The organism is uncultured Parabacteroides sp. (genome assembly GCF_947855115.1).
GTDB lineage: Bacteria > Bacteroidota > Bacteroidia > Bacteroidales > Tannerellaceae > Parabacteroides.
This window is the reverse complement of record NZ_CANTZW010000025.1, coordinates 1-25,062: the sequence shown is the minus strand read 5'-3', so window position 1 is coordinate 25,062 and position 25,062 is coordinate 1. Positions and strand designations below refer to the sequence as shown.

The 25,062-nt window shown below is 42.2% G+C and carries 21 protein-coding genes and 1 tRNA gene; 15 read left to right on the top strand and 7 right to left on the bottom strand.

Going from position 1 to position 25,062, the window contains the following annotated elements; genetic code table 11:
- The 6 genes from Q0110_RS13980 (at nucleotide 1) to Q0110_RS13955 (ending at nucleotide 5,450) form a co-directional block, all read left to right on the top strand.
- Nucleotides 1-1,245 carry a DarT ssDNA thymidine ADP-ribosyltransferase family protein gene (locus Q0110_RS13980; RefSeq protein ID WP_297907558.1) on the top strand — a complete coding sequence of 415 codons (1,245 nt, stop codon included), beginning with the start codon at nucleotides 1-3 and terminating at the stop codon, nucleotides 1,243-1,245.
- Nucleotides 1,246-1,248: 3 nt separating this feature from the next.
- Nucleotides 1,249-1,941, top strand: a complete 693-nt coding sequence (locus tag Q0110_RS13975) for a hypothetical protein (protein ID WP_134770777.1) — start codon at nucleotides 1,249-1,251, stop codon at nucleotides 1,939-1,941.
- Nucleotides 1,942-1,965: 24 nt separating this feature from the next.
- The gene (locus tag Q0110_RS13970; protein WP_297907554.1) at nucleotides 1,966-3,471 is read left to right on the top strand and encodes a hypothetical protein; all 1,506 of its coding nucleotides are present in this window, start codon (nucleotides 1,966-1,968) and stop codon (nucleotides 3,469-3,471) included.
- Nucleotides 3,472-3,473: 2 nt separating this feature from the next.
- Nucleotides 3,474-4,118, top strand: a complete 645-nt coding sequence (locus tag Q0110_RS13965) for an OmpA family protein (protein WP_134770778.1) — start codon at nucleotides 3,474-3,476, stop codon at nucleotides 4,116-4,118.
- Nucleotides 4,119-4,466: 348 nt separating this feature from the next.
- Nucleotides 4,467-5,192 (top strand): DNA repair protein RecO, encoded by a 726-nt coding sequence (recO, locus tag Q0110_RS13960; RefSeq protein WP_297907549.1) that lies wholly within the window; start codon nucleotides 4,467-4,469, stop codon nucleotides 5,190-5,192.
- 186 nt (nucleotides 5,193-5,378) lie between these two features.
- Nucleotides 5,379-5,450: transfer RNA gene (locus Q0110_RS13955), tRNA-Arg, on the top strand.
- An 89-nt stretch (nucleotides 5,451-5,539) separates the two neighbouring features.
- Here the strand turns inward: Q0110_RS13955 and Q0110_RS13950 are convergent.
- Genes Q0110_RS13950 through Q0110_RS13940 form a run of 3 tightly spaced genes read right to left on the bottom strand, consistent with a single transcriptional unit; the run spans nucleotide 5,540 to nucleotide 7,875 of the window.
- Entirely contained in the window at nucleotides 5,540-6,586 is a 1,047-nt protein-coding gene (locus Q0110_RS13950; protein ID WP_297907546.1) for an MBL fold metallo-hydrolase, read from the bottom strand.
- A gap of 13 nt (nucleotides 6,587-6,599) precedes the next feature.
- Nucleotides 6,600-7,472 carry an EamA family transporter gene (locus Q0110_RS13945; RefSeq protein ID WP_297907543.1) on the bottom strand — a complete coding sequence of 291 codons (873 nt, stop codon included), beginning with the start codon at nucleotides 7,470-7,472 and terminating at the stop codon, nucleotides 6,600-6,602.
- A gap of 1 nt (nucleotide 7,473) precedes the next feature.
- Entirely contained in the window at nucleotides 7,474-7,875 is a 402-nt protein-coding gene (locus tag Q0110_RS13940) for a hypothetical protein (RefSeq protein ID WP_297907540.1), read from the bottom strand.
- Between the two features lie 96 nt (nucleotides 7,876-7,971).
- Between Q0110_RS13940 and Q0110_RS13935 the strand changes: the two genes are divergently transcribed.
- Nucleotides 7,972-8,385: an ATP-binding protein gene (locus Q0110_RS13935; protein WP_297907537.1), complete on the top strand. Its 414-nt coding sequence runs from the start codon at nucleotides 7,972-7,974 to the stop codon at nucleotides 8,383-8,385.
- 11 nt (nucleotides 8,386-8,396) lie between these two features.
- Entirely contained in the window at nucleotides 8,397-8,708 is a 312-nt protein-coding gene (locus tag Q0110_RS13930; RefSeq protein ID WP_297907534.1) for an STAS domain-containing protein, read from the top strand.
- A 57-nt stretch (nucleotides 8,709-8,765) separates the two neighbouring features.
- On the opposite strand, the gene Q0110_RS13925 is transcribed toward Q0110_RS13930, so the two are convergent.
- The gene (locus tag Q0110_RS13925) at nucleotides 8,766-9,725 is read right to left on the bottom strand and encodes a FimB/Mfa2 family fimbrial subunit (protein WP_297907532.1); all 960 of its coding nucleotides are present in this window, start codon (nucleotides 9,723-9,725) and stop codon (nucleotides 8,766-8,768) included.
- Nucleotides 9,726-9,881: 156 nt separating this feature from the next.
- Here Q0110_RS13925 and Q0110_RS13920 point away from each other — a divergent pair, with 156 nt between their 5' ends.
- The 7 genes from Q0110_RS13920 (at nucleotide 9,882) to nagB (ending at nucleotide 17,345) form a co-directional block, all read left to right on the top strand.
- Nucleotides 9,882-11,036: a Gfo/Idh/MocA family oxidoreductase gene (locus Q0110_RS13920; RefSeq protein WP_297907530.1), complete on the top strand. Its 1,155-nt coding sequence runs from the start codon at nucleotides 9,882-9,884 to the stop codon at nucleotides 11,034-11,036.
- Between the two features lie 13 nt (nucleotides 11,037-11,049).
- On the top strand, nucleotides 11,050-12,042 hold the full coding sequence (locus tag Q0110_RS13915) for a sugar phosphate isomerase/epimerase family protein (RefSeq protein ID WP_297907528.1): 993 nt from the start codon (nucleotides 11,050-11,052) through the stop codon (nucleotides 12,040-12,042).
- A gap of 145 nt (nucleotides 12,043-12,187) precedes the next feature.
- Nucleotides 12,188-13,189, top strand: a complete 1,002-nt coding sequence (locus Q0110_RS13910; protein WP_297907673.1) for a metallophosphoesterase family protein — start codon at nucleotides 12,188-12,190, stop codon at nucleotides 13,187-13,189.
- Nucleotides 13,190-13,292: 103 nt separating this feature from the next.
- Complete coding sequence (locus Q0110_RS13905; RefSeq protein WP_297907526.1) at nucleotides 13,293-14,189, top strand: diaminopimelate dehydrogenase; 897 nt, start codon at nucleotides 13,293-13,295, stop codon at nucleotides 14,187-14,189.
- A 102-nt stretch (nucleotides 14,190-14,291) separates the two neighbouring features.
- Nucleotides 14,292-15,125, top strand: a complete 834-nt coding sequence (gene lgt / locus Q0110_RS13900; RefSeq protein ID WP_297907524.1) for a prolipoprotein diacylglyceryl transferase — start codon at nucleotides 14,292-14,294, stop codon at nucleotides 15,123-15,125.
- A 69-nt stretch (nucleotides 15,126-15,194) separates the two neighbouring features.
- Nucleotides 15,195-16,391 (top strand): FprA family A-type flavoprotein, encoded by a 1,197-nt coding sequence (locus tag Q0110_RS13895; RefSeq protein ID WP_297907522.1) that lies wholly within the window; start codon nucleotides 15,195-15,197, stop codon nucleotides 16,389-16,391.
- A gap of 141 nt (nucleotides 16,392-16,532) precedes the next feature.
- On the top strand, nucleotides 16,533-17,345 hold the full coding sequence (gene nagB, locus Q0110_RS13890; protein WP_297907520.1) for a glucosamine-6-phosphate deaminase: 813 nt from the start codon (nucleotides 16,533-16,535) through the stop codon (nucleotides 17,343-17,345).
- A 93-nt stretch (nucleotides 17,346-17,438) separates the two neighbouring features.
- Here the strand turns inward: nagB and Q0110_RS13885 are convergent, their stop codons facing one another.
- The 3 genes from Q0110_RS13885 to Q0110_RS13875 form a co-directional block, all read right to left on the bottom strand.
- Nucleotides 17,439-19,853 carry a prolyl oligopeptidase family serine peptidase gene (locus tag Q0110_RS13885; protein WP_297907518.1) on the bottom strand — a complete coding sequence of 805 codons (2,415 nt, stop codon included), beginning with the start codon at nucleotides 19,851-19,853 and terminating at the stop codon, nucleotides 17,439-17,441.
- Nucleotides 19,854-19,938: 85 nt separating this feature from the next.
- Complete coding sequence (locus Q0110_RS13880) at nucleotides 19,939-21,459, bottom strand: RagB/SusD family nutrient uptake outer membrane protein (protein ID WP_297907516.1); 1,521 nt, start codon at nucleotides 21,457-21,459, stop codon at nucleotides 19,939-19,941.
- 30 nt (nucleotides 21,460-21,489) lie between these two features.
- The gene (locus Q0110_RS13875) at nucleotides 21,490-24,705 is read right to left on the bottom strand and encodes a TonB-dependent receptor (protein WP_297907515.1); all 3,216 of its coding nucleotides are present in this window, start codon (nucleotides 24,703-24,705) and stop codon (nucleotides 21,490-21,492) included.
- Nucleotides 24,706-25,062: the final 357 nt, after the last annotated feature.

The following is a 25,062-nucleotide window of genomic DNA, read 5'->3' as shown; positions in this document are numbered from 1 at the left end:
ATGATTTTTAAATGGCTTAAAAAACTATTTGGATTATATGATAGTTCACCAACTGAAATCCCTGCAAATGGTGAACTCAAGCCATCTGCCTCTAAGTCGCTTTATGATGAACTTGACAAAAGGAAAGAACATGTAAAGCAAAATAGGGACAAACTTAAACAATCGCCAATTGATTGGTATTCTTTAAATACTCCTTCCCTAAAAGATGAATTACAAACTCGCGTCTTTTCTCCGCGTAAATTTGAGAATATACCTTCTCTTCAAACTTTAAAAGATGACAGATTAAGAAAAGAAGCACATGAATTAAAGGAGCAAGAAGAAAAGGTAAAGTTATTATTAGATAAACTTGAAACCTTTATTGCGCAACAAAAGCTTCAAGATGCAAAGCAAATAATGGATGTAATTACGCATGAAATAGTGCGTACAAAAGAGCCGTCCATAAGAAGGCGATACATTTTTTTACAGAAATCCTTAGCTGAATTAGAAAGAAAATTAGAACATGAAAGACTTGTTAGGCTAGCCGAAGAGCAAAAACGCAAAGAGGAAGAAGAACGCAAAAAAAGAGAAAGAGAAGAAAAGGAAAGGATAGAGAATGAAAAAAGAATAGCAGAAGAACGAAGACAACGACAACAGGAAGCAGACAGGCTTGCCGAAGAAGCCAGAAAGAAAGAGCAAGCAGAGTTAGCAGAAAGGAAACGATTAGAAGTCCTAACTACTGAACGAAAAGAAAACTGGTTTGCTTTCAAACAAGTATTGGATAATAATGGTATTCAGTATCTATATCATTTTACAGATAGGCGAAATATTCCATCAATTAAGTTGCATGGCGGTCTATTCTCATGGCATTATTGCAAGAAAAACAATATAACTATTCCGTGTCAAGGTGGTGATTATGATTCACAAGAGTTAGATAAAAAATATGGTTTAGAGGATTATGTTCGTTTGAGCTTTTGTAATGACCATCCTATGGCTTATCGTTTACAACAATCGGGGAGCGATATAGTCATTCTAAAAATTGAAGTAGATGTTGCCTTATTAAAAGGTACACTGTTTTCCGATATTAATGCAGCAGATAAACTTCATACTCACGGAGGAGAATTAGATGATTTGAAAAGAGTTAATTTTAACGCTACTAAAAGGAATTATGTGCGTAAAGACGATGATGATTTTAAGCCTCATCAAGCAGAAGTCATGGTAAAGACATTTGTTCCAAAGAAATATATTGTAAATCTTGATAATTTTTGAATTATGATTTATATAGAAAGCAAAAAAAGGAAATTAGAAAAAATAAAGGAAGAATATCCTAATGCTGTAATACTGGATATTACCTCTAATTCAGAGATGCGATATGCAAAAATATTGAGTCCGTTTTATCCACATGGAAATATACCTATTCCTTTTACTGACGGATTAAAGGCTACCTGTGTCGAAGCGGTGTGGCAAGGACTAAAAGTCTTTGAGAATGCAGGCGTGGATTTTGCGACATTCAAAAATGATACAATGCGAGATTTAAAACGGACTGTACGAAAATATGGAATGCCTAAAGGACACAGTAAAGGAGCTTATAGTAAAGAGTTATTGGGATACTTTGAAGCGAGGATGCTTATCTATCTTCCAACGTATAAATGGGTACTGGATAATGTTCCCGAAGTTCATCATGTAATAGAAAGAATTAAAGCGCAAAGCAAAATTCAAGATATTGTATTATTAGATTATAATACAAATATTGACTTTCGAGATATTTCAAAGCCATTGTCACATGCAGGTTTGGTAAAATTATACATTGACGGTAAATACCCCAATGGCATAGAGGATTACCAGCCAATGACACAGGAAGAAATGGATGCAAAGAAAGTTAGGGAGAAAGAACTAAAGAAAGGACTAAAACGTAAGGTAAAAGAACGCAAAAGCGCACAAAGTAAAAAACTGTTTGAAGAATAAGTTGAACAATTAGAATTTGTAAAGATGGAAATGATACAAGAATACATCGGTTTAATTTTCGCAGTCATCGTTGTAGCTGCTGTTATTATATTTCAAATTCGTAGTTTCCTTAAAACAAAAGGAAAAATTAAAGAGCTTGATAGCTTATTTGAAGATGTTGACACTCTGTCGCTTAAAGAAACGTCTATTACACCAAGTGTATTAAGGAACAAAGAATCTCTACAGAAATTTTTGCAAAGCATTCCACCACGCCATAATGATGAAAACGGTGATGAAAGCAAAGATTATACAGATTTATCACTTATCGTTTTTCAAGATGGAAGTAAGTCTTCCAATAAGAAATTTAAAATGATTATTAATCGTACGAATGAGTACTTGTGCAAAAATACAGGGACAAGTGCTGATTTAGGGGTATTAGAAGACATATGTGACAGTCAAAAAGAAACATTAGAGGATGAAATACAAAATAGCCTTAATGTTCCTCTATATTTAGGGCTTGCAGGCACTTTTATAGGAATTATTACAGGATTATTGGGTGTTGATTTTGACCAAATTTTTGGTAACACAAATAACTTGAATGGATTACAGCATTTATTATACGGCATAGTTGTAGCTATGTGTGCAAGTTTATTAGGCTTAGGTTTTACCGTATATAATAGTGCTGTAACATATAAGACTGCTGTAAGCAAATGTGACGACGGTAAAGGAGATTATATGAATTTCCTAAGACGTGAATTGATGCCATTATTATCAAATAGTATGGCTTCAAGCCTAAATTCATTAAAGGGAGTATTAGGACACTTTGTAGATAAATTTGGAAGGAATTTAGATGCTTATGCTGATTCAGCAGAACTGTTAAACGACAATTTGGAAAAACAACATTTGGTTCTAGCAGAAATAAACAAATTAAGTTTAACGCAAACTGCAAACAAGATTGCTGAAACCTTTATGCAATTAAAAGATTCAGCTGATTCATTAACTGTTTTTCGTACATATCAAGAGCAGCTAAATTCAACAATAGCTAATACGTCAGGAGTTATAAATCAAATACAAACCTTAATAGGCAAATTTGAAAATTTTTCCACTGGACTTTCTGTTGTGATAAGTAATCAGAATAAAACAACCGAACTTCAGCGAGAGTTTCAAGAAGCAATAACAACCCATTTCCCGACAGGAGCAGAAGCAAGGGAGATTTGGAGAAAGGAATTTGATTTGCTTATGTCTGAGGGGAAGCACGTTTCAGAAAGTTTGTCAGCACAACTTACAGCATCAACGGAACACATTCAGAATTTTGTCACCAATAACAAAGAGTTCTTTGATACATTTGATAAGCTGAAAGAAGTGCTTGATATAATGATACAATATACGCAAGTTCAAGCGGAATGTTATAAGGATATGAAGGGTGAAATATTAAATCTGAGAACGGATTTTCATAACGCTCAACTTGAGGATATAGAGTTAAACAAATCGATTCTTAAGGCTATAGAAACAATGACAGAATCTATTAAAAACTTAAAAGAAGAAAAGTAATTATGTCAAAAAACAGAAGTAATACTTTCTGGTTAAGTTATTCTGACCTCATGACAAGCTTGTTTTTCATTATGCTTGTTCTATTTATAGTGTGTGTCGTTAAGATGAAAGGTATTAATACACAATTAGATAAGGAGGTAAACGCTAAAGAGGAACAGCTCAGAAAAATTGAAGAACTAAACAATTCTATTAAAGAGATAGATAATAAGTATTTCGAATACGATGAGCAATTCAAAAGACATACATTAAAAGACATTGAAGTCTCTTTTAATACCTATAGTTCTAACATCAATGATATAGGGCAAGAGCAGCTTGATAAATTACTAAAAGCTGGTCAAGCAATTGTCCGTTTTATGAATAGTGCAAAGAACAAAATCCCTGAAGCTCAATATATACTTATCGTAGAAGGGCAATCGTCAAAAGATTATTATACAAGGAATTATGAACTTAGCTATGAAAGGGCATTGGCTTTGATTAAATTTTGGTCAAATAATGGTATTGAATTTGATACACTTGGTAATTGTGAAGTTTTAATTTCAGGAAGCGGACAATCAAGTAAATTTAGAGTTCAACCTGATGTTAGAGGGAATAAAGATAACCAACGATTTGTTATACACATAATTCCGAAACCCGGCATCATAGAATAATTGGAAAGAGGCAATAGGGAATCTTTTATCTGCTGAAAATTATAAGAAAATGATATTCTTGTTTTATTCATTAGCTCAATGCTTATAGATACACCCTAAATGAATGATATTTAAAATATTCTCTGTATTTTTGCATCCGTAAGAGTTACCCAAACAAGCAAAGCGATGCAGACTACGGCAATTGGAACGGTTGCCAAGTCATTACCCCAAAACGTGGTAATTCTTCTAACTCTCTTGATTCCAAAGAGGTATATTCCTTATACAGATTTACGGAAAATCTCTAGAATAAGCGAATGAAAAAAAGAGTTGTATCTTTGCATACAGATCATCATCGCAAAGATACGAATTATGTTGTGTAAAACGAGAGGGATTGTCTTGCATACGATTCCTTACAATGATAAATACTCTATTATATATATGTATACGGAGGCGTTTGGCCGGGCCTCGTATCTGGTCAGCCGTAGCCGTGGGAAGAAAAGTATGGTTTCGAAAGCTTTGTTTATACCTCTGTCTGTGCTGGAGATGGAGGTAGAGCATTTAAGCAAGCGGGATCTGCACCGGATCAAGGAGACGCGTATTTGTTTCCCGCTAAACGATATTTGCTGTGATCCGGTCAAGAATGTATTGGCGCTTTTTCTCTCGGAGGTTCTTTTCAGGGTGGTGAAAGATACGGAGCCGGACTCCCGTTTATTTGATTACCTATACGAGTCTATACATCTGTTGGAGTATGCGGATAAGGGTATCGCTAATTTCCATCTGGTTTTCCTGCTAGGCCTCCTTCACCATCTCGGTATTTTCCCGAACATGGAATCGCATAAGGCGGGATATTATTTTGATATGTTGAACGGAGTGTTTACAGATCATATCCCGATGCACCGGCATTATTTAAATAAGGTAGAGAGCGCTTTCTTTTCCCGTTTGCTCCGTATCAGCTTTGAAAATATGGCGCTTTATGGTTTTTCCCGCCAAGAGAGAGTCAGCATTATCCACCGTATCCTAGAGTATTATCGTCTACATCTCCCGGATTTTCCGGAAATTAAGTCACTATCAGTGATGCAAAGTATATTTGACTGATTTATACACCATTATATTAATCCTCGAAAACATGTACGTGTTTCTTGAAAAAGACGTACATGTTTTCCGATAAACACGTACATGTTTTTCCGGAAAGATGATAAGTATCCGGATCGCTTGGAAAAACATACGATAACCATTGCCTATTTGAGGAAAAGATTATACTTTTGCAATCTCAAAAGAGTTGGTCTTGTAGTTCAACGGATAGAATAGAAGTTTCCTAAACTTTAGATCCGGGTTCGATTCCCGGCGAGACTACTGCGTGAATATTAAATACGTTGATTATTATAATCATTGTATTATCCCTATCTATACTAAAAAAACTTAGCTATATAGTTGAAATCTTTTCAAGTAATCAACTTCTCGCCGATCATGGGCGTAAGAAGTTTGTAAGGTTTAGAGATTGATGCTTTATGGATGTTTTCCAAGGGTTCGTACCAAGGATGTTTGCTTAATGCATATTTGGAATGATGTACCGTGAGTACTTGTTTAGGGTGTAGATCCTTGATAGCGAGAGGGAGATCATTGGGCATTAAATGTATGTAACGCCAGTCTTCATTGTATTGTCCGTTTTCCATGATCGCTAGATCTATCCGTGAGAATCTTTTGCCGATCTCCGCGAAATGAGTATCGTATCCTCCGTCTCCCGATATATATATTTGCTGTTTGCCGTCGATCATGAACGAGGCCCATAACGTTTGGGCGTTTTTTAATAATCGATTAGAGAAATGACGGGCGGGCAAGCAATGTATTAGGCAATCATTATCAATACTGTAGCTATCATACCAATCCATTTCCACGATATGTTCCTGAGAGAATCCCCAATATTCAAGATATTCCCCTACACCCAATCCGCAGATTACGGTTCCTATACGGTCTCTCAGTTGTTTAACCGTATAATAATCCAGATGATCCCAATGCTCGTGGGTGATTATTAAGAAGTCAATATCAGGGATATCTTCCGGTTTGTAACGATCCGTGCCTTTGAATGGCCGGAACATCAAGGAGGCAGGAAACTTATTTGTTAATACAGGATCAATCAGAAAACGCCGGCCTCCACTTTGGATCAAATAAGATGAATGACCGAACCAAATGACAAGATCTTCATTCCGGTCCAGATGAAGCAGATCCGTTTTTACGGTTGGTAAATATTTATGGGGTTTTAGATCCGGATGTTTTTCTAGGAAAAAGTCCCAAAACATTCGTATCGTTCCTTTTCTCATCGTTGTTGTTGGCGTGAGATGGATATTGTGGAATTTGCCGTTCCGGTAATTGGTCGAACGTTTGATTCGTTCCAGCCTCTCTCCTCGAGGTAAACGTCCGAATGCGGGATGGTAAAGTATGATAGATGTTATTCCTGCCAGTAAGATTACAAATAGTAATATTGATGTCATAGCCTTTTATGTCTCATTTTAATAAGATGATCATGACCGATCCCGCTACCATGATGATGGAACCAATCAATTTCTTCGTTATATTTACCTCTTTGAATATACGGTATCCCAAGAAAATACTTACGATCGTAGAGAGCTGGAACAAGGCCAGCGCGTAACCTACTTCCATATGGTCGAACACATAATTGGTGGTATATTGCATGGTTCCTATGCAAAGGACTAAATAAAGGTAGGAAGAGAGATCCCGGATTTTGACCCGCTTGAGTTCTTTGGCGAGATCGACCTTGAAGACGAATAAGAGAACGAAAGAGAAAATCGCCCCAAACCAGCACCAGACGATAAATGAGATAGTAGTAGATGAGTATAAGATGATTTTCTTGATAAATACCGCCTCGATAGCCGTGAGGACCATGGCCCATATCCGGTATTGAATTTCTTTCCGTTTTAAAAGAGCCAAGGAGAAATGCTCGTCCATCGTATCCAGAACGAAATAACTCCCATATACGATCAATGCCATTCCTGCGATACCCCATAGGTTCGGGATTTCTCCCAATAAGAAGATGCCGACAATAATGCCTACTACAGACTTATAGGAATTGATAGGACCTAATACCGATAAATCTCCGCATTGCAAGGCTTTTACCAAGAACCCGTTTCCGGTAGCTCCCACGATCCCGGCCAAGATGCAGTATTGCCAGAATCCGAAGGGCAACTCAAGCCATCGAACTTGAATCGCCGGGATGATACAGGATATGCTCAATAGCAGGAATGTCAAGAAGTTGATTAATAAAGGGTGATTATACCGGTTGGTTAATTGCTTCTGGAAAACGTTACCGAGCGGATTCGATAAAACCCTTAATATGACAGCGATGGAAGTGAGTATCATTTTAGTAGGCTTTGAATGTTACCCATTCGCCATTATATAGACATTCAAAAGTATAACCGCTTATCCATATATCGCTCAAGACGGTTTGACCATCCTCATAGTCCATATAAAGTATATCCGTGTAGTAGCTGTCCCAGTACCAATAGAATGGAATACTTTCTCGGTCTATGCGTCCGTTGGGATAATGATAGGTTCTAGTATCCCATCCCTTTCCGTCGGGACTGAAAATGAGTTGCTGTTCGCAATCTAAGCCGTCTATTATGAACCAGTCTGTCCATGTTTGGCTGCATAAGTCGAAGGTGAGACCCTCGTTCGGGTCATAATATGGATTTTCCTCGCAACTGCTCAATCCGCATAGGACGGTGATCAGCAAGAATATGTTTATTAAATATCTTTTTGCCATAGCTCCATTCTTTAAATACTATCCGGAGGTAAAGATACGAATTAAAGGAAAGGGTATTTCTTTTTTTTATATCTTTAGCGCAAAATTTTCTGATATATGCAAAAAACGTTACGCATTAAGAACGATATTCATGAGCTTTCCACGATGAATCAGTTCTTGGAAAAAGCCGGAGAAGAATTGGGATTAAGCACCGCTTTTATGATGAGTCTGAATCTGGTGATGGAAGAAGCTGTCTCAAATATAATTTTTTATGCGTATAAAGGAGATGTTGAAGATGCCGTAGACATCTCGCTGGTCAGGGAAGGAGGAGAATTGGTCGTGACTTTGGTAGACCATGGAGTCGCGTTCGATCCGACCTTGAGAAAAGACCCTGATATCACTTTATCTGCCGAAGATCGCCCGATCGGGGGATTGGGTATTTTCCTGATCAAGAAGCTTATGGATGAGGTCTCTTATCAGAGAGTGAATGATCGGAATGTCTTTATCATGAAAAAGAAAATAACCGAATAAAATATAAGGATATGGAAGTAGTTATTGAGCCAAAAGGTGAAGAGACTGTAATTAAGATTGAAGGACGACTGGATACGAATACGGCTCGTGAATGCGAGGAGAAGGTTTTGCCGGTATGGAAGGAACCGGGAGTGAAAGTCTGCATTGATTGCTCTGAGCTGGAATACGTAAGTAGCGCGGGCTTGCGATTGTTTTTGGTCTTACAAAAAACGACAACCGCCAATAAAGGGGCTTTACGTTTGGTTGGTATGCGCGATGAGGTTCGCGAGACCTTTAGTCTGACTGGATTTAACGCTCTTTTCAAGATAGAAGACGCGAGATAAGTACGAAGAGATTGGAAAAAAGTAGCTGGTGTAACAGGTTTTGCGCACCAGCTTTTTTTAGTCTTCCAGATCTTTGTCGCTGGAGCCACTCCATTTGCCATCGTTTAATATATCGAGGGTGAAGGTATCGTCCGATTCCCTTGGAGTGTAGAGGATTCCTGTATAGCGGATGATGTGATTTGCGAGGGGGAAGATGTCGTTGATGTCTCGTTCCCGGGTTATTTCGTCTATCCGGTTTTTCGCCGTGAGGCGTACTTTGAGCGAAGATTCCGGGGTAGGGATAAACGTGAAAAAAGAATGGGGGATTTTGGCTCTCCCGGTATCGGAGTCCTTAAAAGTATAAGACTGCGTGTAGGGCGTGTTTTGCGAGATGCCGTTTCCGGTTGTTAAATCGACCTTATTCTGATAGCCGGAGATATTCATCGTGAAGCTTTTTAGGTCTTTAGGGATGGTGTCGGTGGATATGAACTCGATTTTACCGACGATCCTTTGCAAGGTAATGTTTTTAATGACGCTTTCTCCCGCTTGTACTTTTTGGGAAAGAAAGAGATGAAATGTATCCGATACTTTGTTGAATAGGGCGGTTTGCCCGGACACGGAGATATCCTTGTCCGAGTGGGCTAGGAAACAAATACGATAATTGCCGGAGGGCAGAGAATCGTAAACTATCGTGAAATCCGGGTCTTGAGGCGTGAATTGCTTGTGTTTTACCAGAATGTCCGGAGAGCCGCTTTGGTACACGATGTAATCTATCCGGTTGTATAGGTTTTCCGGATCAATGTCCGGGCCGGAAGGGTCTTCTTCCGTGTCTGGGTTTTGAGGGATGGGTTCGGGGATATCCAATTTGGGGATACTTTTAGTCTCGGGGAAAGGCAATACTTCTTTTTGCAGATCGATCGTAAACTGTACGGGTAATAATTTTTCTTGAGGAATAGGGATAAGGATTTCTTTTTCCGTTCCACCGCAACAGCAGAAACAAAACAGGCAAGCGATAGCCCATAAATCTTTTTTTTCCATAGTTACTGTTTTTGGTAAATGTTTGACGCAAAGAAACAATATCTTTTGTGAATTAAAAAATATTAAGCCGTTAAATTGATGTGCGCAGCCTTATTTTTCATAGATTTGTAAATCAACAATGTAATTACCTTAAATTAATAAAAACGAAATAATACCATGAAACGAAAAATCAGAATGGGGATGGTCGGGGGAGGACAAGGCTCGTTTATCGGGGCCGTCCATCGTATCGCCGCTAATTTAGACGGACAGATCGAGCTGGTCTGCGGATGTTTTAGCTCTCATCCCGAGAATTCATTGGCTACCGGATGGTCTTTATTCTTGCCGGATAATCGTATTTATTCATCCTATCAGGAGATGATAGAGAAAGAGGCTGCCCTGCCTGAAGGAGAACGGATGGATTTCGTGTCTGTGGTTACCCCAAACCATGTACATTTCGGTCCGGCTATGATGGCGTTGGAACATGGTTTCCACGTCGTGCTGGACAAACCGATGACATATACCTTGGATGAGGCTAAGCAACTGCGTGATAAAGTGAAAGAAACCGGGAAATTATTTATGCTGACTCATACTTATACCGCTTATCCAATGGTAAAGGAAGCTAGGGAAAGGATACGTAGAGGCGATTTAGGCAAGATTCGCCGTATTTATGTGGAATATCCTCAAGGGTGGTTGTATAATGACTGCGCGGGCATAAATAAACAAGCTGCTTGGCGGGTAGATCCTGGAAGATCGGGCAAAGCCGGTTGTATGGGGGATATCGGGACTCATGCGTTTAATCTGGCAGAATATATAACAGGGTTAAAAGCTGTGGAACTATGTGGCGAATTGAATACGTTCGTGCCGGGGCGCCTCTTGGATGACGATGGCGCGGCATTGATCCGTTACGAGGGAGGAGCGAAAGGCGTATTGACCGCTAGCCAGGTCGCTGTAGGTGTAGAGAATGGTTTGAATATTCGCGTATATGGAGAGAAAGGCGGGTTGGAATGGCGCCAAGAAGAGCCGAATACGATGATCGTGCGCTGGCCGGATCGCCCTGCGGAGATCGTTCGTACTTCCAATGGGTATATGTCGGGCCTTGCCGCTCATAATTCCCGTACTCCGGGCGGGCATCCGGAAGGTTATATAGAGGCGTTCGCTAATTTGTACCGGAATTTTGCGTTGGCTTTGCGATCGATTCTGGCGGGTGAGGAGCCAACACCTGAGACGCTGGATTTCCCTTCCGCGGAAGATGGAGTCCGTGGGATGCGGTTTATCGAGACAATTGTCGCTACCGGAACGACAGAGAATAAATGGATAAAAATAATCGATTAAAAGTAATACTATTATGGCACGTCCTGTAACATTGTATACCCTTCAGTGGGGAGATTTATCACTGGAAACAGTTTGTCAAAAAGCGAAAGAATTCGGATACGACGGCGTAGAATTAGGGCTTCCCGATCATGTGGATGTCCGTCGTACGGATGAGGCTTATTATCAAGGCATCAAGGATTTGTTAAAGAAATATGACTTACGGCTTTATACGATCTCTACCCATTTGGTCGGACAAGCTGTTTGCGATAATATAGATGAGCGCCATAAGGCTATCTTACCGGATTATATTTGGGGAGATGGAGATCCGGAAGGTGTTCACAAAAGAGCTACCGAGGAGATGATCCGGACTGCTCGTGCGGCGAAGATGCTGGGGGTTGATACGGTCGTTGGTTTTACGGGTAGCTCTATTTGGCATTACCTATATTCTTTTCCTCCGGTGACGGACGCTATGATACAAAAGGGATATGATGATTTTGCCTGCCGCTTTACACCGATCTTGGATGAGTTCCAGAAACTGGGGGTACGTTTTGCGTTGGAAGTACATCCTACGGAGATCGCTTTCGATACTTTTTCGGCGCGTCGGGCTTTGGAAGCGGTGAATAATCATCCTGCGTTCGGTTTTAACTATGACCCGAGTCACCTAGGATACCAAGGGGTGGATTATGTGGATTTCATTTATCAGTTTCCGGAACGTATTTTCCATGTGCATATGAAAGATGTATATTGGAGCGATACTCCGAAACAAGTAGGGATATTTGGTGGGCATGTTACTTTTGGCGACCCTCGCCGGTATTGGAATTTCCGTAGTTTGGGACGAGGAAAGATTAATTTTGAGGAGATTATCCGTGCGTTGAATTCAATTGGTTATCAAGGCCCGCTTTCTGTAGAGTGGGAAGATAGCGCCATGGATCGGGAACATGGGGCACGGGAATCTTGCGAATTGGTGAAGAGAGTGGATTTCCAACCTTCCGCACATGCGTTCGACGCTTGTTTCGGAAAGGAATAAATAATATTAATTACAAAAAACACGAGATTCGATGAATTTAAAAAATCGGTTCGCATCGCGAGCCAATTGTAGCGGGTTCGCATCGCGAGCCAATTGTAGCGGGTTCGCGTCGCGAGCCAGTTACCGCAAGTTCGCATCGCGAGCTATTTGCCGCAAACTATGGGTGTTTGCGGGAGCCTTGTTATTGGCAACCGGCTTGAGTTCTTTGGGATTTGCCCAGAAACCGGGGTTAAAGTTTAACCCCGACAAGAAGTTCAAGATCGTACAGTTTACGGACTTGCACGTGAAATGGCAAGACCCTCGCTCAGACATCGCTTTTGAGCGTATGAACCAAGTATTGGACGATGAAAAGCCGGACTTGGTGATCTTCACGGGAGATATCATCTATAGTAAGCCCGCTTTGGAAAATATGCGGAATGTATTGAAGACGGTCTCCGACCGGAAAATACCATTCTCCATTGTTTTCGGTAATCATGATGATGAACAGGGTACAACGAAAGAAGAGCTGTTGAAAGTAGCCGAGAGCCTGCCGTATAGCCTGACTGCGGATGAGGTACCGGAAATCTCGGGTGTAGGTAATTATGCGTTAACCGTACGTTCCTCGGATGGCCGGAAGGATGCTTTCGTCTTGTATTGTATCGATTCGAATACCTATTCGACCCTCAAAGGGGTAAAAGGATACGATTATATTAAACGTGACCAGATCGATTGGTATTGTAAGAAAAGTGCGGATTTTACCCGGAATAACGGTGGAGAGCCCGTGCCTTCCTTGGCTTTTTTCCATATCGCTCTACCTGAGTTTAATCAAGCGGCTTCCGATGAGAACGCTCAACTATATGGGATACGTAGAGAAAAGGCGTGCGCTCCGGCTTTGAATTCCGGTTTGTTTACGGCGATTAAAGAGAATGGAGACGTGATGGGGGTGTTTGTCGGTCATGATCATGATAACGATTATGCGGTTTGCTGGCATGATATCATGTTGGCTTACGGTCGTTTTACGGGAGGACCGACAGAATATACGCATTTGCCTAACGGGGCTCGCGTAATCGAATTAAGTGAGGGAACCCGTACCTTCAAGACTTGGATTCGCACGAAAACCGGTGTGGAACAGTTTACTACTTACCCGGATTCGTTTGTAAAAGAGTAAGTATCTATATCATTCTGAAAATGATATAAAAACTGTATTCCGTATTGTCAAAGCTCTAAATTATATCTAACTTTGCGGTTGGTTGAAAAGTAAAAACTAAAGTATGAAGAAGATTAGAGCCGCCATCGTAGGTTATGGCAACATAGGGAAATATGTGTTAGAGGCCCTTGAAGCTACCCCGGATTTTGAGGTAGCAGGTATTATCCGTCGTAATCCGAATGATATACCGGACGAGTTGAAGGCATACACGGTTACTGATAGCATCACTAAGTTAGATAAGGTTGACGTAGCGGTTTTGGCTACTCCTACACGGAGTGTGGAAGAGCATGCGAAAGAGATCCTGGCTTTAGGTATCAATACGGTCGATAGTTTCGATATTCATGGAGGTATCGTGGATTTACGCCGTTCCTTGGATGCGGTAGCGAAAGCTCATAATGCGGTAGCCGTGATTTCTGCCGGTTGGGATCCGGGAAGCGATTCCGTGGTACGCGCTTTGTTGGAGGCGATGGTTCCGAAAGGCATTACTTATACAAACTTCGGTCCGGGTATGAGTATGGGGCATACGGTTGCGGTGAAGGCTATCGAAGGCGTAAAGGCCGCTCTAAGCATGACGATTCCTTTGGGTACAGGTGTACACCGTCGTATGGTTTATATCGAGGTGGAAGACGGTTATGATTTCAAACAGGTGTCTGCCGCTATCAAAGCGGATGATTATTTCGCTCATGACGAGACTCACGTAATGCAAGTTGATTGTGTGGATAATCTGCTGGATATGGGGCATGGCGTGAAGTTGGTTCGTAAAGGAGTATCGGGTAAGACCCAGAATCAGTTGATCGAATTCGATATGAAGATCAATAACCCGGCCTTGACTGCCCAGATATTGGTTTCTGTCGCTCGTGCGAGCATGAAGCAACAACCTGGTGCGTATACGATGATTGAATTGCCGGTAATCGATATGCTGTACGGCGAGAGAGAGAACTTAATTAGAAGACTAGTTTAAATAATTGAAAATTGAGAGTTGAGAATTGAAAATGGAAAGAAGAGATTCATCCTTGTTTTAAATTCTCAATTCTCAGTTTTCAATTTTCAATTAAAAAGGATTATGCTTGATTTTATTACCTGGACTGCCGATCCCGCTATCTTTACCATCGGTTCCCGAGAGATTCGCTGGTATGGATTGGCTTTCGCGATTGGTTTCGCTATTGGCTATATGATTGTAGAGCGGATGTGGAAAAAAGAGGGACTGCCGCCCGCATGGATCGATTCCCTTTTGATTTATACGATGCTCGGTACGGTGATCGGTGCCCGTTTGGGGCATTGTTTGTTTTATGCGCCGGAATATTATTTAGCCAACCCGGTCGAGATTTTCAAGGTTTGGGAAGGTGGATTGGCCAGCCATGGTGGTACGTTAGGTATAATTATCGCCATTTATTTCTACTCTAAGCGGGTAAGTCACAAAAGTATGTTGTGGGCATTCGATAAGCTGGTAGTCCCTACCGGGCTGGTGGCGGCTATGATCCGTCTGGGAAACTTGATGAATCATGAGATCTACGGGCATGCTACTGATTTACCTTGGGGATTTCGTTTTATCGATAATTTACATGCGTGGAGAATGGGGGCAGAACCTGTTTTTACCGCTCCGAGCCATCCTACTCAATTGTATGAGGCCGCTTGCTATCTGATGACTTTCGCTATCTCCATGTGGTTATATTTCAAGAAGGAAGCTTGGAAAAAAGAAGGGCTTATTTTTGGCGTGTTTATGATATGCGTATTCGGGTCTCGTTTCTTTATAGAGTTCGTGAAAAACGATCAAGAACCTTTCGAGGCGGGAATGGTATTGAATATGGGGCAATGGCTGAGTATACCATTTGTTTTGGTAGGATGCTGGTTTGTCTGGAGAGCGTTGAATAATGGAAAATTAAAGATTGAAAATTGAAAATTACGAAGCATGTGCTCTCTGATTTTCGATTTTTAATTATCAATTATCAATTATCAATTAGGAAAGATGTACAAGTTAAAAGAAATTGCGGATAAAGTTTATTATGTAGGAGTTAATGACCGTCAGAAGGCCCTTTTTGAGAATATGTGGCCGTTACCATACGGTGTTTCCTATAACTCGTACTTGATCGTAGACGAGAAAAATGTATTGATTGATACGGTAGATGTTTGTTATTCTGATATTTTCTTGAAAAAAATAGCGGATGCCTTAGGTGGACGTCCATTGGATTATCTTGTGGTAAACCATATGGAGCCAGATCATGCGGGAAGCATCCGTTTGTTGCGGCAACAATATCCGAACGTACAGATTGTCGGAAACAGTAAGACGTTTGGAATGTTGGAAGGGTATCATGGAATCAAAGACGGTTTGCACGAGGTAAAGGAAGGGGATACCTTGAATACGGGACGTCACGAGCTTGTGTTTTATATGGCGCCGATGGTTCACTGGCCGGAAGTGATGGTGACTTACGATGTTACGGATAAAATCTTATTCTCGGCCGATGCGTTCGGTACGTATGGCACGTTGGATGGTGGCGTGATTGATACGGAAATGAATGTAGAGCATTATTGGGAGGAGATGATTCGTTATTACTCCAATATTGTCGGAAAGTATGGAAGTCCGGTACAAAGGGCGTTACAAAAGCTTTCTGGTTTGGATATCAAGACGATTTGTTCTACCCATGGACCTGTTTGGCGTGAATATGTGTCGAAAGCGATAGATATATATGACCATATGAGCCGTTACGAAGGAGAGGAAGGCGTGGTTATTATTTATGGTAGCATGTATGGTAACACGGAGCAGATGGCTGAGGCGATCGCTGCTTCCTTGGCAGATCATGGAGTCAAGAACATCGTGATGCACAATGTCAGCAAGACTCCTTCCTCGTATATCTTGAAAGATGTATTCAAATATAAGGGAGTTATCGTAGGTAGCCCGACTTATAGCAACCAACTATTTCCGGAAGTGGAAGCCGTGTTGAGCAAGATCGAGTTGCGCGAAGTGAAAAACCGTATCTTCGGCTATTTTGGATCTTTCACGTGGGCCGGAGCTGCCGTGAAACGTTTGGCTGCTTTTGGAGAGAAGATGAAATGGGAGACTGTCGGTACGCCAGTTGAGCAGAAACAAGGTTTAAGCGCCGCTAAATACGAGGAATGTTTGGCTTTGGGTGAGGCGATGGCCAATAAATTGAAGATGGAGAATTGAAAAATAAGAATCTCCGAAGGTCCGGATAAAAGACAAAGACTATTGACGACAGATCTAATTTATAAACAAGAAGGTTGGAGAATGTAGATTAGGAATCCTTTAATTCTCTATTTCCAACTTTCAATTAAAAAGCGTAATATTATGAGATTAATTATCGAACCTAATTACGAGCAACTCTCAAAATGGGCTGCCAATTATGTAGCAGCGAAGATTAAAGCCGCGAACCCAACCGCTGAAAAACCATTTGTGCTGGGCTTGCCTACCGGGTCTTCTCCGCTGGGTATGTACAAGAACTTGATTGAATTGAACAAGGAAGGTGTTGTATCGTTCCAGAACGTGATCACTTTCAATATGGATGAGTATGTAGGTCTTCCGAAAGATCACCCGGAAAGCTATCATTCTTTTATGTGGAATAATTTCTTCAGCCATATTGATATCAAACCGGAGAACGTAAATATCTTGAATGGTAATGCCGAGGATTTGGAGGCAGAGTGCGCATCGTATGAGGCTCGTATGAAAGCGGCCGGAGGTGTCGACCTGTTCTTGGGAGGTATCGGGCCGGATGGTCATATCGCATTCAATGAGCCGGGTTCTTCCTTGAGTTCTCGTACTCGTATCAAGACTTTGACTACGGATACGATTATCGCTAATTCCCGTTTCTTTGACAATGACGTGAATAAGGTTCCGAAGACTGCCGTGACAGTTGGCGTAGGCACGGTTCTTGACGCTAAGGAAGTATTGATCATGGTAAATGGCCATAATAAAGCTCGTGCATTACAACAAGCGGTTGAGGGCGCGGTAAACCAGATGTGGACGATTACCGCTTTACAATTGCATCCGAAAGGTATTATCGTTTGTGATGAAGCCGCTTGCGCTGAAATCAAGGTAGGTACTTACAATTATTTCAAGGATATTGAGAAAGATCATCTTTGTCCTTGCTCTTTGCTGAAGTAAGCGAATAGCGCAGGAACGTATAAAATAGGTTCAGCCTTCGACCGTTGATAATAAGTGGATGATCAACGGAGGTGGCTGAACCTTTTTCTTTGCTTATTTAGCGTTCTTTACGTATTTATCCAACCATTGATCACACTCATACAATAAATGTAAGATGTTTTCTTTGGCGGCGTATCCATGGCTTTCGTAAGGCAATACGATGTAGCGTGCGATCGCTCCATGGCCTTTCAAGGCACTGAACAGGCGTTCGGACTGAATCGGGAATGTCCCGGAATTGTTATCCATCTCGCCATGTATGATTAACAGGGCGCCATGAAGCTGGTCTGCGTACATGAATGGAGACATCGCGTTGTATATTTCCGGTGCTTCCCAGTAAGTACGGGTTTCTGCTTGGAAACCGAACGGGGTGAGCGTACGGTTATAGGCTCCGCTGCGTGCGATGCCGGCCTTGAATAGTTTAGTGTGTGTTAATAGATTAGCTGTCATGAAGGCCCCGTAAGAGTGTCCTCCTACGGCTACTCGATCCGGGTCTCCTACACCCATTTCGGAAATGACTTTTACGGCGGCTTCGGCATTCATTGTTAATTGCTCGATGAAATTGTCGTTAGGCTCTGCTCCTTCACTGGTGCTGACGATCGGCATCTCTACATTTTCCATTACACAGAAGCCGCGTAAAACCCAATATACGGGAGAACCATAGTTGATATTCGTGAACATATATTGAGAACCCCGGACCTGCGAAGCCTCGGCTTTCGTTTTGTATTCTCTCGGATAGGCCCACATTAAGACGGGTAACGGGCCGTCTTTCGCTTTATCGTATCCGGCGGGGAGGTATACGGTAGCGGTCAGGTCTAGACCGTCCGCACGTTTATATTTGATCTTTTGCTTGCTAACGTTTGCCATGGCGGGATACGGGTTGGCAGAATGAGTCAATTGAGTGAATTTCTTCTTTTTCAGGTCACGGGTACAAAGATTCGCCGGCTCGGTGATGGACTGTCTCGACGTGATTATTTGTAGTTTTTCCGGATTCGTAACCTTTAGGATTGTCTCATAATACCCATCCTCGCAACGCCAAAGCTCCGTGTTTTTCTTCGTTTTCAGATTATAACGGCTGAGGTAAGGCATATCTCCTTTGGGGGAAGCGCCTTGTGCGAGCATCAATAACTCATTGTGAGCTTTGTTGGTATATACGATGTATTTGCCATATGTGTTTTTAATCGTAAGTGGATTCCCCGGATTGTTGTAATTATCATCTGTCGATACATCGAATAACAGGATGGGAGATTCAGAGGAGCAGGGTTTGAAAGTAAATGTCCTTTTTTTACGAGTCTCCCGGGAAGTCTCGGTCAATAGAGCGAAAGTGTCATCATTCCACAAGATGTTGCGGAAACGTTTCTCTGTCTTGGCAACTTCCTGCTTCTCGCTGTTGAATGGATAGCTTATCTGGTAGATAATATCCATGAAGTCGGTCTTGTTTTGCTTAGGATTTCCTTTGTCTTGCGCTTCCACCCAATAAACGGTAGCCGGTTTATCCGCTCTCCATCCGAATTGGCGGGGATAAGGTGAGGTCGTATCATATCCCATCGGGATATTGATGACGGGATTGTCCGCTAGGGTATAGACTGTGTTTCCTTGCAAATCGATTACCTCGAATTTTTGCGGAAAGTTATATATCGGTACTTGATAGGAGTACGGGCGATGAACTGTCGAGATGAGCAGCAAAGATTTGTCCGGGGATAATGAAAGTGTGCTACCGTAGATCGCGGGTTTTCCGATCTCATTCACGATACCATCTTTTATGCGCACCAATTGAGCGTTGAAGTAATAGTCGAATAATTGCTCATCGTACGGGTTTTTCAGCAGGTCTTGATAGGTACGGGCTGGCATCACTTTTCCGTTACTTTCTTGAATGATGGGACCGGATGGGACAGTTGGTTTCTCCGGGGCTTTACCCATGTTTTCTGGAACCATAAGCGTGATAAACTCATTGTCGCTAATCCATAAGATCTCCGCTCCACTTGTCGCATTGATTTTACGGTGACTAATTTTCTGCGCTACAGGTTGTTCCGGAGTGCAAGTATAAAGGTATACACCCTCTTCCTCTTCCACGAATAGAGCGACTTTATTGGATGAAGGAGAAAAGGACGCTTTTACGATTACCGCGTTTTGGGGGATTCCCTCTATCTTGATTTCCTCTTGGGTGGCGATATTCATTAAGCTGGCTCCGGTATATTCGGCTTGCCGGCTCGTGTTGAATGTTTCGGGGCTGATACGCATCCCTGCCAATTTAAGTTCCGGTCGTGCGAGTTTGGAGATCGAACGATATGGGGAACGTTCCAATTGGAGTGCCCATTGATTGTTATCACTAATCCGGATAATCGGGGATAATTTGGCTAGGGCCACTTCCTCGATAACAGCCGGTGGACGTTGATAATGTGTCTCCTGCGCTATTCCGGGATATACGAGCGCTAAAGAGAGTAGAGTTGAAAATAGATAATTTGTTTTCATAAATAGTAATATAAGAAATCCCCAAAGATAACCTGTTAAGGTATACTTTGGGGATTGAATTAATATAAGTTAACGTGAGAGTGTGTTAATAGTTTGTCTCCATTAAAGGATTAAAGTCCGTCTCTTTCTTGGGGATCTCAAAGATCCAACCGATTGCGTCCGGATCTTTATGTAAGAAACCACAGAAAGTAGCGTCAAAATTAGAACCGGTTCTATCCAATGGTAAGCCAAGACGTTTCAAGTCGAACCAGCGGAAACCCTCACCCCAGAGTTCGATACGGCGATGAGTCATGATCTCTTCGGCCAATTTTGTCCCTGTATTGCCAAGATCCTTATATTCCGGATCACGTTCTTTCAGCAAGGCTTGCAAGTATTGTTTAGCTTTTGCGTCTTGATTGGAGCGGGCGAAAGCCTCGGCTGCGATCAAGTACATTTCGCTGATACGCATGAATGCGAAGTCTCCCACGGCATCTGCTGTGGAACGTGCCGTGAACTTACGATTCTGGTAGACACGTTGGTTGTAAGAGCTTGTCGGCACATCTGCTTTTCCGGTCGGGTCCCACCATTGGCGGCGAAGATCTGTCGGCGACATCAGGTCGTAAGTGCTTTGGCTAATACATTTAATACCTGTACGGATAGAACTGGAGTTGAAATTCCAAGACATGTATGCGTAGAAGGAGTAGAAATAAACCGTTTGATCATTCTGTGTCATTGCGGCGTACATAGCCTCTTTCGTGGCAGAGGTGATGTTAGAGAAACCATTCATCAACTCAGATTGGGACATAATCTTACATCCGTCTTCTTCTGCTTTGTTGATAGCGTTGACCGCAGCTGTGGCTGCGTCCGCATATTTTTGTTGGGTCAGGAGGACACGAGCTTTCAAGCCATAGACTGAGGCTAGGCTGTAATGATTCTTGTCGTTAGGCTCGTAGTCTACCAATAAATTCAGCGCTTCATCTAAATCCTCATTGATCTTCGTGTATACCTCTTCTACCGTATTACGTGCCATTGGCTCAGTATCCGGATTATAGCGGTAGGGAACTCCCGGTTGAGAGTTGTCCTGTCCGTTACGATACGGGTTCGCGTAATACTGCACAAGGTTGAAATGGCTCCACGCACGGATTGCTAAGCACTCGCCTTTGATATGTTTAGCGAATGTTTTCTCGCTATCCGTTAGTTTTGACTCATCGCTAAAGTTGTCATTCAACGCTTTAAGAATGTTGTTGGCGTTCAAGATGAACTTATAATAAGTCTCCCACTCTCCGGAATTGTACGAGCTGGTAGCGTTGGTCGGGTAACTCCAGTTTAAGAAACCTTGATGCCAGGTCTGCGTATCCCAGGTTAAGTCGTCGGCCAGCGCTTCCCGACCGATGATAAAGCCGGGTTCGCCTCCCAAACCTTGGTTTCCCAAGTCTTGGGATACCATTTTACGGTGGATACCGTTCAACGCTAGATAAAGGTTGTCAAGAGAAGTCGATACGGTCGTGAATGATACGTTCTCGCTCGGGACCGTATCCATATAATCGCTGGAGCAGCTTGTGCCGATCAGCGAGCCGCTTAGAAGCAGTCCCGCCGCGATGTGCTTGAATAATTGTATATTTTTCATATCTTTTCTTTTGTTTGATGTATAATGAATTTAGAACGATACATTTAAGCCGATCGTAAAGTTCTTAGCCGGCATATACTCATTGTAAGACACTCCTGCATAGTTTGCCTGCGGATTCAGACCTTGACGGGCTTTCAACATGAATAAGTTCTCTGCGCTTAAATTAACGCGAGCGCTCTTGATATTGATAACGTTTAGGATAGACTTCGGCAAGTTATAGGCCAAAGTGACGGTACGCAAGTTTAAGTAATTTGCGCTTGTCAACCAACGTGTGGAATACGACTGCCCGATGCTGGTCGCATGCGTGGAGTTATTGTCCAAGCGAGGAACGTCCGTGATTTGTCCAGGGGTTGTCCATGCGTTGTGAATATCCGATGACATGGCATAACCGAATTTATCCACATCCATCAAAGTTCTATAGCTAGAGTCGAGCACTTTGCCACCTAACGAGTATGAGAATACGGTAGACAAATCAAATGCCTTATAGCTCAAGTTGATATTGAAACCACCATATACTTTCGGAACGGCAGAACCGCTAAAGTCATATTTGGCGTAGCTGTAAGAGTTGGTCAATACCTGTCCGTCTTTCTCTACAAGTGTGGCCTTGACGGCATCTTTGATATTACCGTTGGCATCCGTATTGTTTTCAGCGTCGAATATATACAAACCATCTCCGTTGTCCGGATTAACACCCCACCATTGACGTAACCAGAACTCGTAGATAGAGTGCCCTTCCATCAACTTCTTGGAATCTTTGATGATACCATCCTTTCGGTTAGACTCCGGTAAGCGGGTAACCTTGTTGTTTATGAACGTAGCGTTAGCGCCGACTGATAATTTCCAGTCTTTCTGCTTTAATATTTGATAGTTCAAGTCGATCTCCACTCCTTGGTTACGAACTTTACCAATATTTTCTACGATAGTTTCCACGCCACTCGATAAAGGCTGGCTGACGTTGAATAACAAATCCCTGGAAGCCTTGCGGAAAAATTCAACCGTACCGTTCAAGCGACCGAATAAACCGAATTCTAAAGCGACATCCGTAGAAACCTGTGTTTCCCATTTTAAGTTGCTGTTAGCCATGGTAGGGAAGTAGATACCTGCTTCCAAACCATTGTTGATGCCTAGGTTGTATAAGGTTTGATAAGGATAGTAATCCTGCTGGGTATCGTCATCCGTATAATAGATGGCATCGTTTCCGGTTTCACCGTATGAGCCTCTCAACTTCAAGTTATCGACCCAAGTTAGGCTTTTCATGAATTCCTCTTGGCTAATACGCCATGACAAACCGAACGACCAGAAGTTACCCCAGCGATTATCTTTGCTGAAACGAGAGGAACCATCGCGGCGATAGGAGGCTGTTATATAATATTTGTCATCAAAGTCGTAGTTCAAACGGGCGAAATATCCCTCTTTCTTATATTCGCGTGTGTAAGAGCTCAATTCACTTACGTTTACGAAGTTTCCGAACTCGTACGTTCCGGAGACGATTTCATTTGTCTTCATCCCGTAGTTGTACTGCAAACGGAAGCTATAATTCTCGTGTCCCAACAATGCATCGATATTATGTTTGCCAAAAGTCTTTGAATAATTGATCAATTGGTTGAATGTCTGTGTCAAGAAGTTTCTGTTTCGGATATTTAAGCGTCCCGGTCCAGCGGTACCGTCACCTACGTCCGGGTTCTCGTATACTCTACGACGTTCGTCCTTGTTGTCGTATGCGTAGTTTACTGTCAGGTTCAAGCCCTCGATCGGAGTGATTGTCATATAAGTACGGGCGCTAGAGTTCGTGGTAGACATCAAGCGGTCGTTCCACAACGCCTCTGCGATACCATCGCGGCCATTATTGGAGATACGGGCTCCTTCATAGTCGTAGGTATATAAAGCCGGATCGGTAACTACGTTCCCTTCTTTATCCAAGTAAGCTCCTGTCTCGATATCGTGCTTGTGTACCGGGTAGATCGGTGCCATCGAGCGTACGAAGCGAGACAAATTGCTATAACCGGAAGAGTTGCTGGAAGTAGAAGTAGAGTAATTGGAGTTCGTGCGGCTTAAGCCTAGGTTCAATCCGCTCTTAAACCATTTTACCGGATAGATATTGTAGTTCAAACGTGCGTTATAACGCTCGAAGTCTGTCTTGATCATATATCCCTTGTCATTCAAGTATCCGATAGAAGCATAAGTATCACTCTTTTCTGTTTTAGTGTTGTAGCTTACGTTATACTCTTGGCGATGCCCGGTACGATAAGCGGCGTCTTCCCAATCAAGGTCTTCTCCCCATTTCAAGGCAGAAGCCGATGGGTTCAATAAACCGTCTGTTCCGACGATTGCGTTGTCTGCGATCCCTACGAACGGATTATACTTTAATTTATTGATAATATCTTTAGAGGCATTCATGGCAGCGTCGGCTGCGCTTTGCCCGAGTGAGATATTTGAGTTTTTCAACATTTGCCATTGCAAAGGATAATAGTCGTATACACCTACTCTCGCGTAATCCTTGTAGGCTCTGCTAGACCAACCTTGTGAAATATTCAGGGTAACACCTGCGCCACCGCTGCTGGAACCTTTCTTCGTCGTGATCAAAACTACGCCGTTTCCTGCGCTAGATCCGTATAAAGATGTAGAAGCCGCATCTTTCAAGATCGTCATAGACTCGATGTCCGATGGGCTGATAGAAGAGATGTCGCCACTGAAGATAGCACCGTCTACTACATATAGCGGAGCATTATCCGCATTTACAGAGCCAAAACCGCGGATTGTTACTTTAGCGGCTTCTCCCGGTTGTCCGATGGAGGAGGTCATCTGTACTCCGGATGTGTTTCCTTCCAATGCGGAAAGGGCGTTACTCAACGGTCGTTTGTCTAGTAATGCGGCGCCAACCGTGGAAGCGGAACCCGTGAACGAGCTTTTCTTGGCTGTACCGTAAGCAACGACAACCACTTCATCGATCGCTTGAGAGTCTGAAGAAAGTACAATCCTCATGTTCCGTTGGGCTGTAGTCTCTTGGGTTCTTAAACCGACATAAGAAATGATTAATTTAGCATCCTTTGGAGTTTCTAACTCAAACTTACCATTTAAGTCTGTAATGGTTCCTGTGGTGGTTCCTTTTACTACGATGGAAGCGCCTATAACGGGTTCTCCATCATCTTCACTGATCACTACACCTGTCACCTTCATTTGTTGGGCGACCATGCACTGCACTCCCAAGAAAAACGAGAGTAGTACAAGCGTTAATTTGTGCTTCATAGAATGAATTTGTTTGTTAATTATACACGCATTATTTTTTCAAGAGATCATAGTTTGCACAGAACTATGTTCAATAGCATAATCAACACATAGATAAGACTATCAAAAAAGCACCTATCGGTTATCATAATGTTAGAATGCTTCTAATACAACCGGTTTAGGTTTGATAATATCAATCAATATTATATTAGTTTTATAATGTTTTAAAACAGTTTGCTTTTTAATAATAAAAATTAGTATATTTGCGGCTGTGATTTTCTTGAGTCTTGGGGTGTGCATTTTTTTGGATAAGTATTTTAACTATAGTTCTGTGCAGACTAAACATATTAATAAACACTGAAAGGGAAGATTACCATA

What these genes read in the sequence shown, in the direction of transcription:
- nagB (WP_297907520.1), top strand. Translation starts at nt 16,533, where the DNA reads ATGAGATTAATTATCGAACCTAATTACGAGCAACTCTCAAAATGGGCT.
- Q0110_RS13975 (WP_134770777.1), top strand. Translation starts at nt 1,249, where the DNA reads ATGATTTATATAGAAAGCAAAAAAAGGAAATTAGAAAAAATAAAGGAA.
- Q0110_RS13930 (WP_297907534.1), top strand. Translation starts at nt 8,397, where the DNA reads ATGGAAGTAGTTATTGAGCCAAAAGGTGAAGAGACTGTAATTAAGATT.
- Q0110_RS13945 (WP_297907543.1), bottom strand. Translation starts at nt 7,472, where the DNA reads ATGATACTCACTTCCATCGCTGTCATATTAAGGGTTTTATCGAATCCG.
- recO (WP_297907549.1), top strand. Translation starts at nt 4,467, where the DNA reads ATGTTGTGTAAAACGAGAGGGATTGTCTTGCATACGATTCCTTACAAT.
- Q0110_RS13895 (WP_297907522.1), top strand. Translation starts at nt 15,195, where the DNA reads ATGTACAAGTTAAAAGAAATTGCGGATAAAGTTTATTATGTAGGAGTT.
- Q0110_RS13905 (WP_297907526.1), top strand. Translation starts at nt 13,293, where the DNA reads ATGAAGAAGATTAGAGCCGCCATCGTAGGTTATGGCAACATAGGGAAA.
- Q0110_RS13925 (WP_297907532.1), bottom strand. Translation starts at nt 9,725, where the DNA reads ATGGAAAAAAAAGATTTATGGGCTATCGCTTGCCTGTTTTGTTTCTGC.
- Q0110_RS13885 (WP_297907518.1), bottom strand. Translation starts at nt 19,853, where the DNA reads ATGAAAACAAATTATCTATTTTCAACTCTACTCTCTTTAGCGCTCGTA.
- Q0110_RS13980 (WP_297907558.1), top strand. Translation starts at nt 1, where the DNA reads ATGATTTTTAAATGGCTTAAAAAACTATTTGGATTATATGATAGTTCA.
- Q0110_RS13880 (WP_297907516.1), bottom strand. Translation starts at nt 21,459, where the DNA reads ATGAAAAATATACAATTATTCAAGCACATCGCGGCGGGACTGCTTCTA.
- Q0110_RS13940 (WP_297907540.1), bottom strand. Translation starts at nt 7,875, where the DNA reads ATGGCAAAAAGATATTTAATAAACATATTCTTGCTGATCACCGTCCTA.
- Q0110_RS13920 (WP_297907530.1), top strand. Translation starts at nt 9,882, where the DNA reads ATGAAACGAAAAATCAGAATGGGGATGGTCGGGGGAGGACAAGGCTCG.
- Q0110_RS13965 (WP_134770778.1), top strand. Translation starts at nt 3,474, where the DNA reads ATGTCAAAAAACAGAAGTAATACTTTCTGGTTAAGTTATTCTGACCTC.
- lgt (WP_297907524.1), top strand. Translation starts at nt 14,292, where the DNA reads ATGCTTGATTTTATTACCTGGACTGCCGATCCCGCTATCTTTACCATC.
- Q0110_RS13950 (WP_297907546.1), bottom strand. Translation starts at nt 6,586, where the DNA reads ATGACATCAATATTACTATTTGTAATCTTACTGGCAGGAATAACATCT.
- Q0110_RS13915 (WP_297907528.1), top strand. Translation starts at nt 11,050, where the DNA reads ATGGCACGTCCTGTAACATTGTATACCCTTCAGTGGGGAGATTTATCA.
- Q0110_RS13875 (WP_297907515.1), bottom strand. Translation starts at nt 24,705, where the DNA reads ATGAAGCACAAATTAACGCTTGTACTACTCTCGTTTTTCTTGGGAGTG.
- Q0110_RS13970 (WP_297907554.1), top strand. Translation starts at nt 1,966, where the DNA reads ATGGAAATGATACAAGAATACATCGGTTTAATTTTCGCAGTCATCGTT.
- Q0110_RS13935 (WP_297907537.1), top strand. Translation starts at nt 7,972, where the DNA reads ATGCAAAAAACGTTACGCATTAAGAACGATATTCATGAGCTTTCCACG.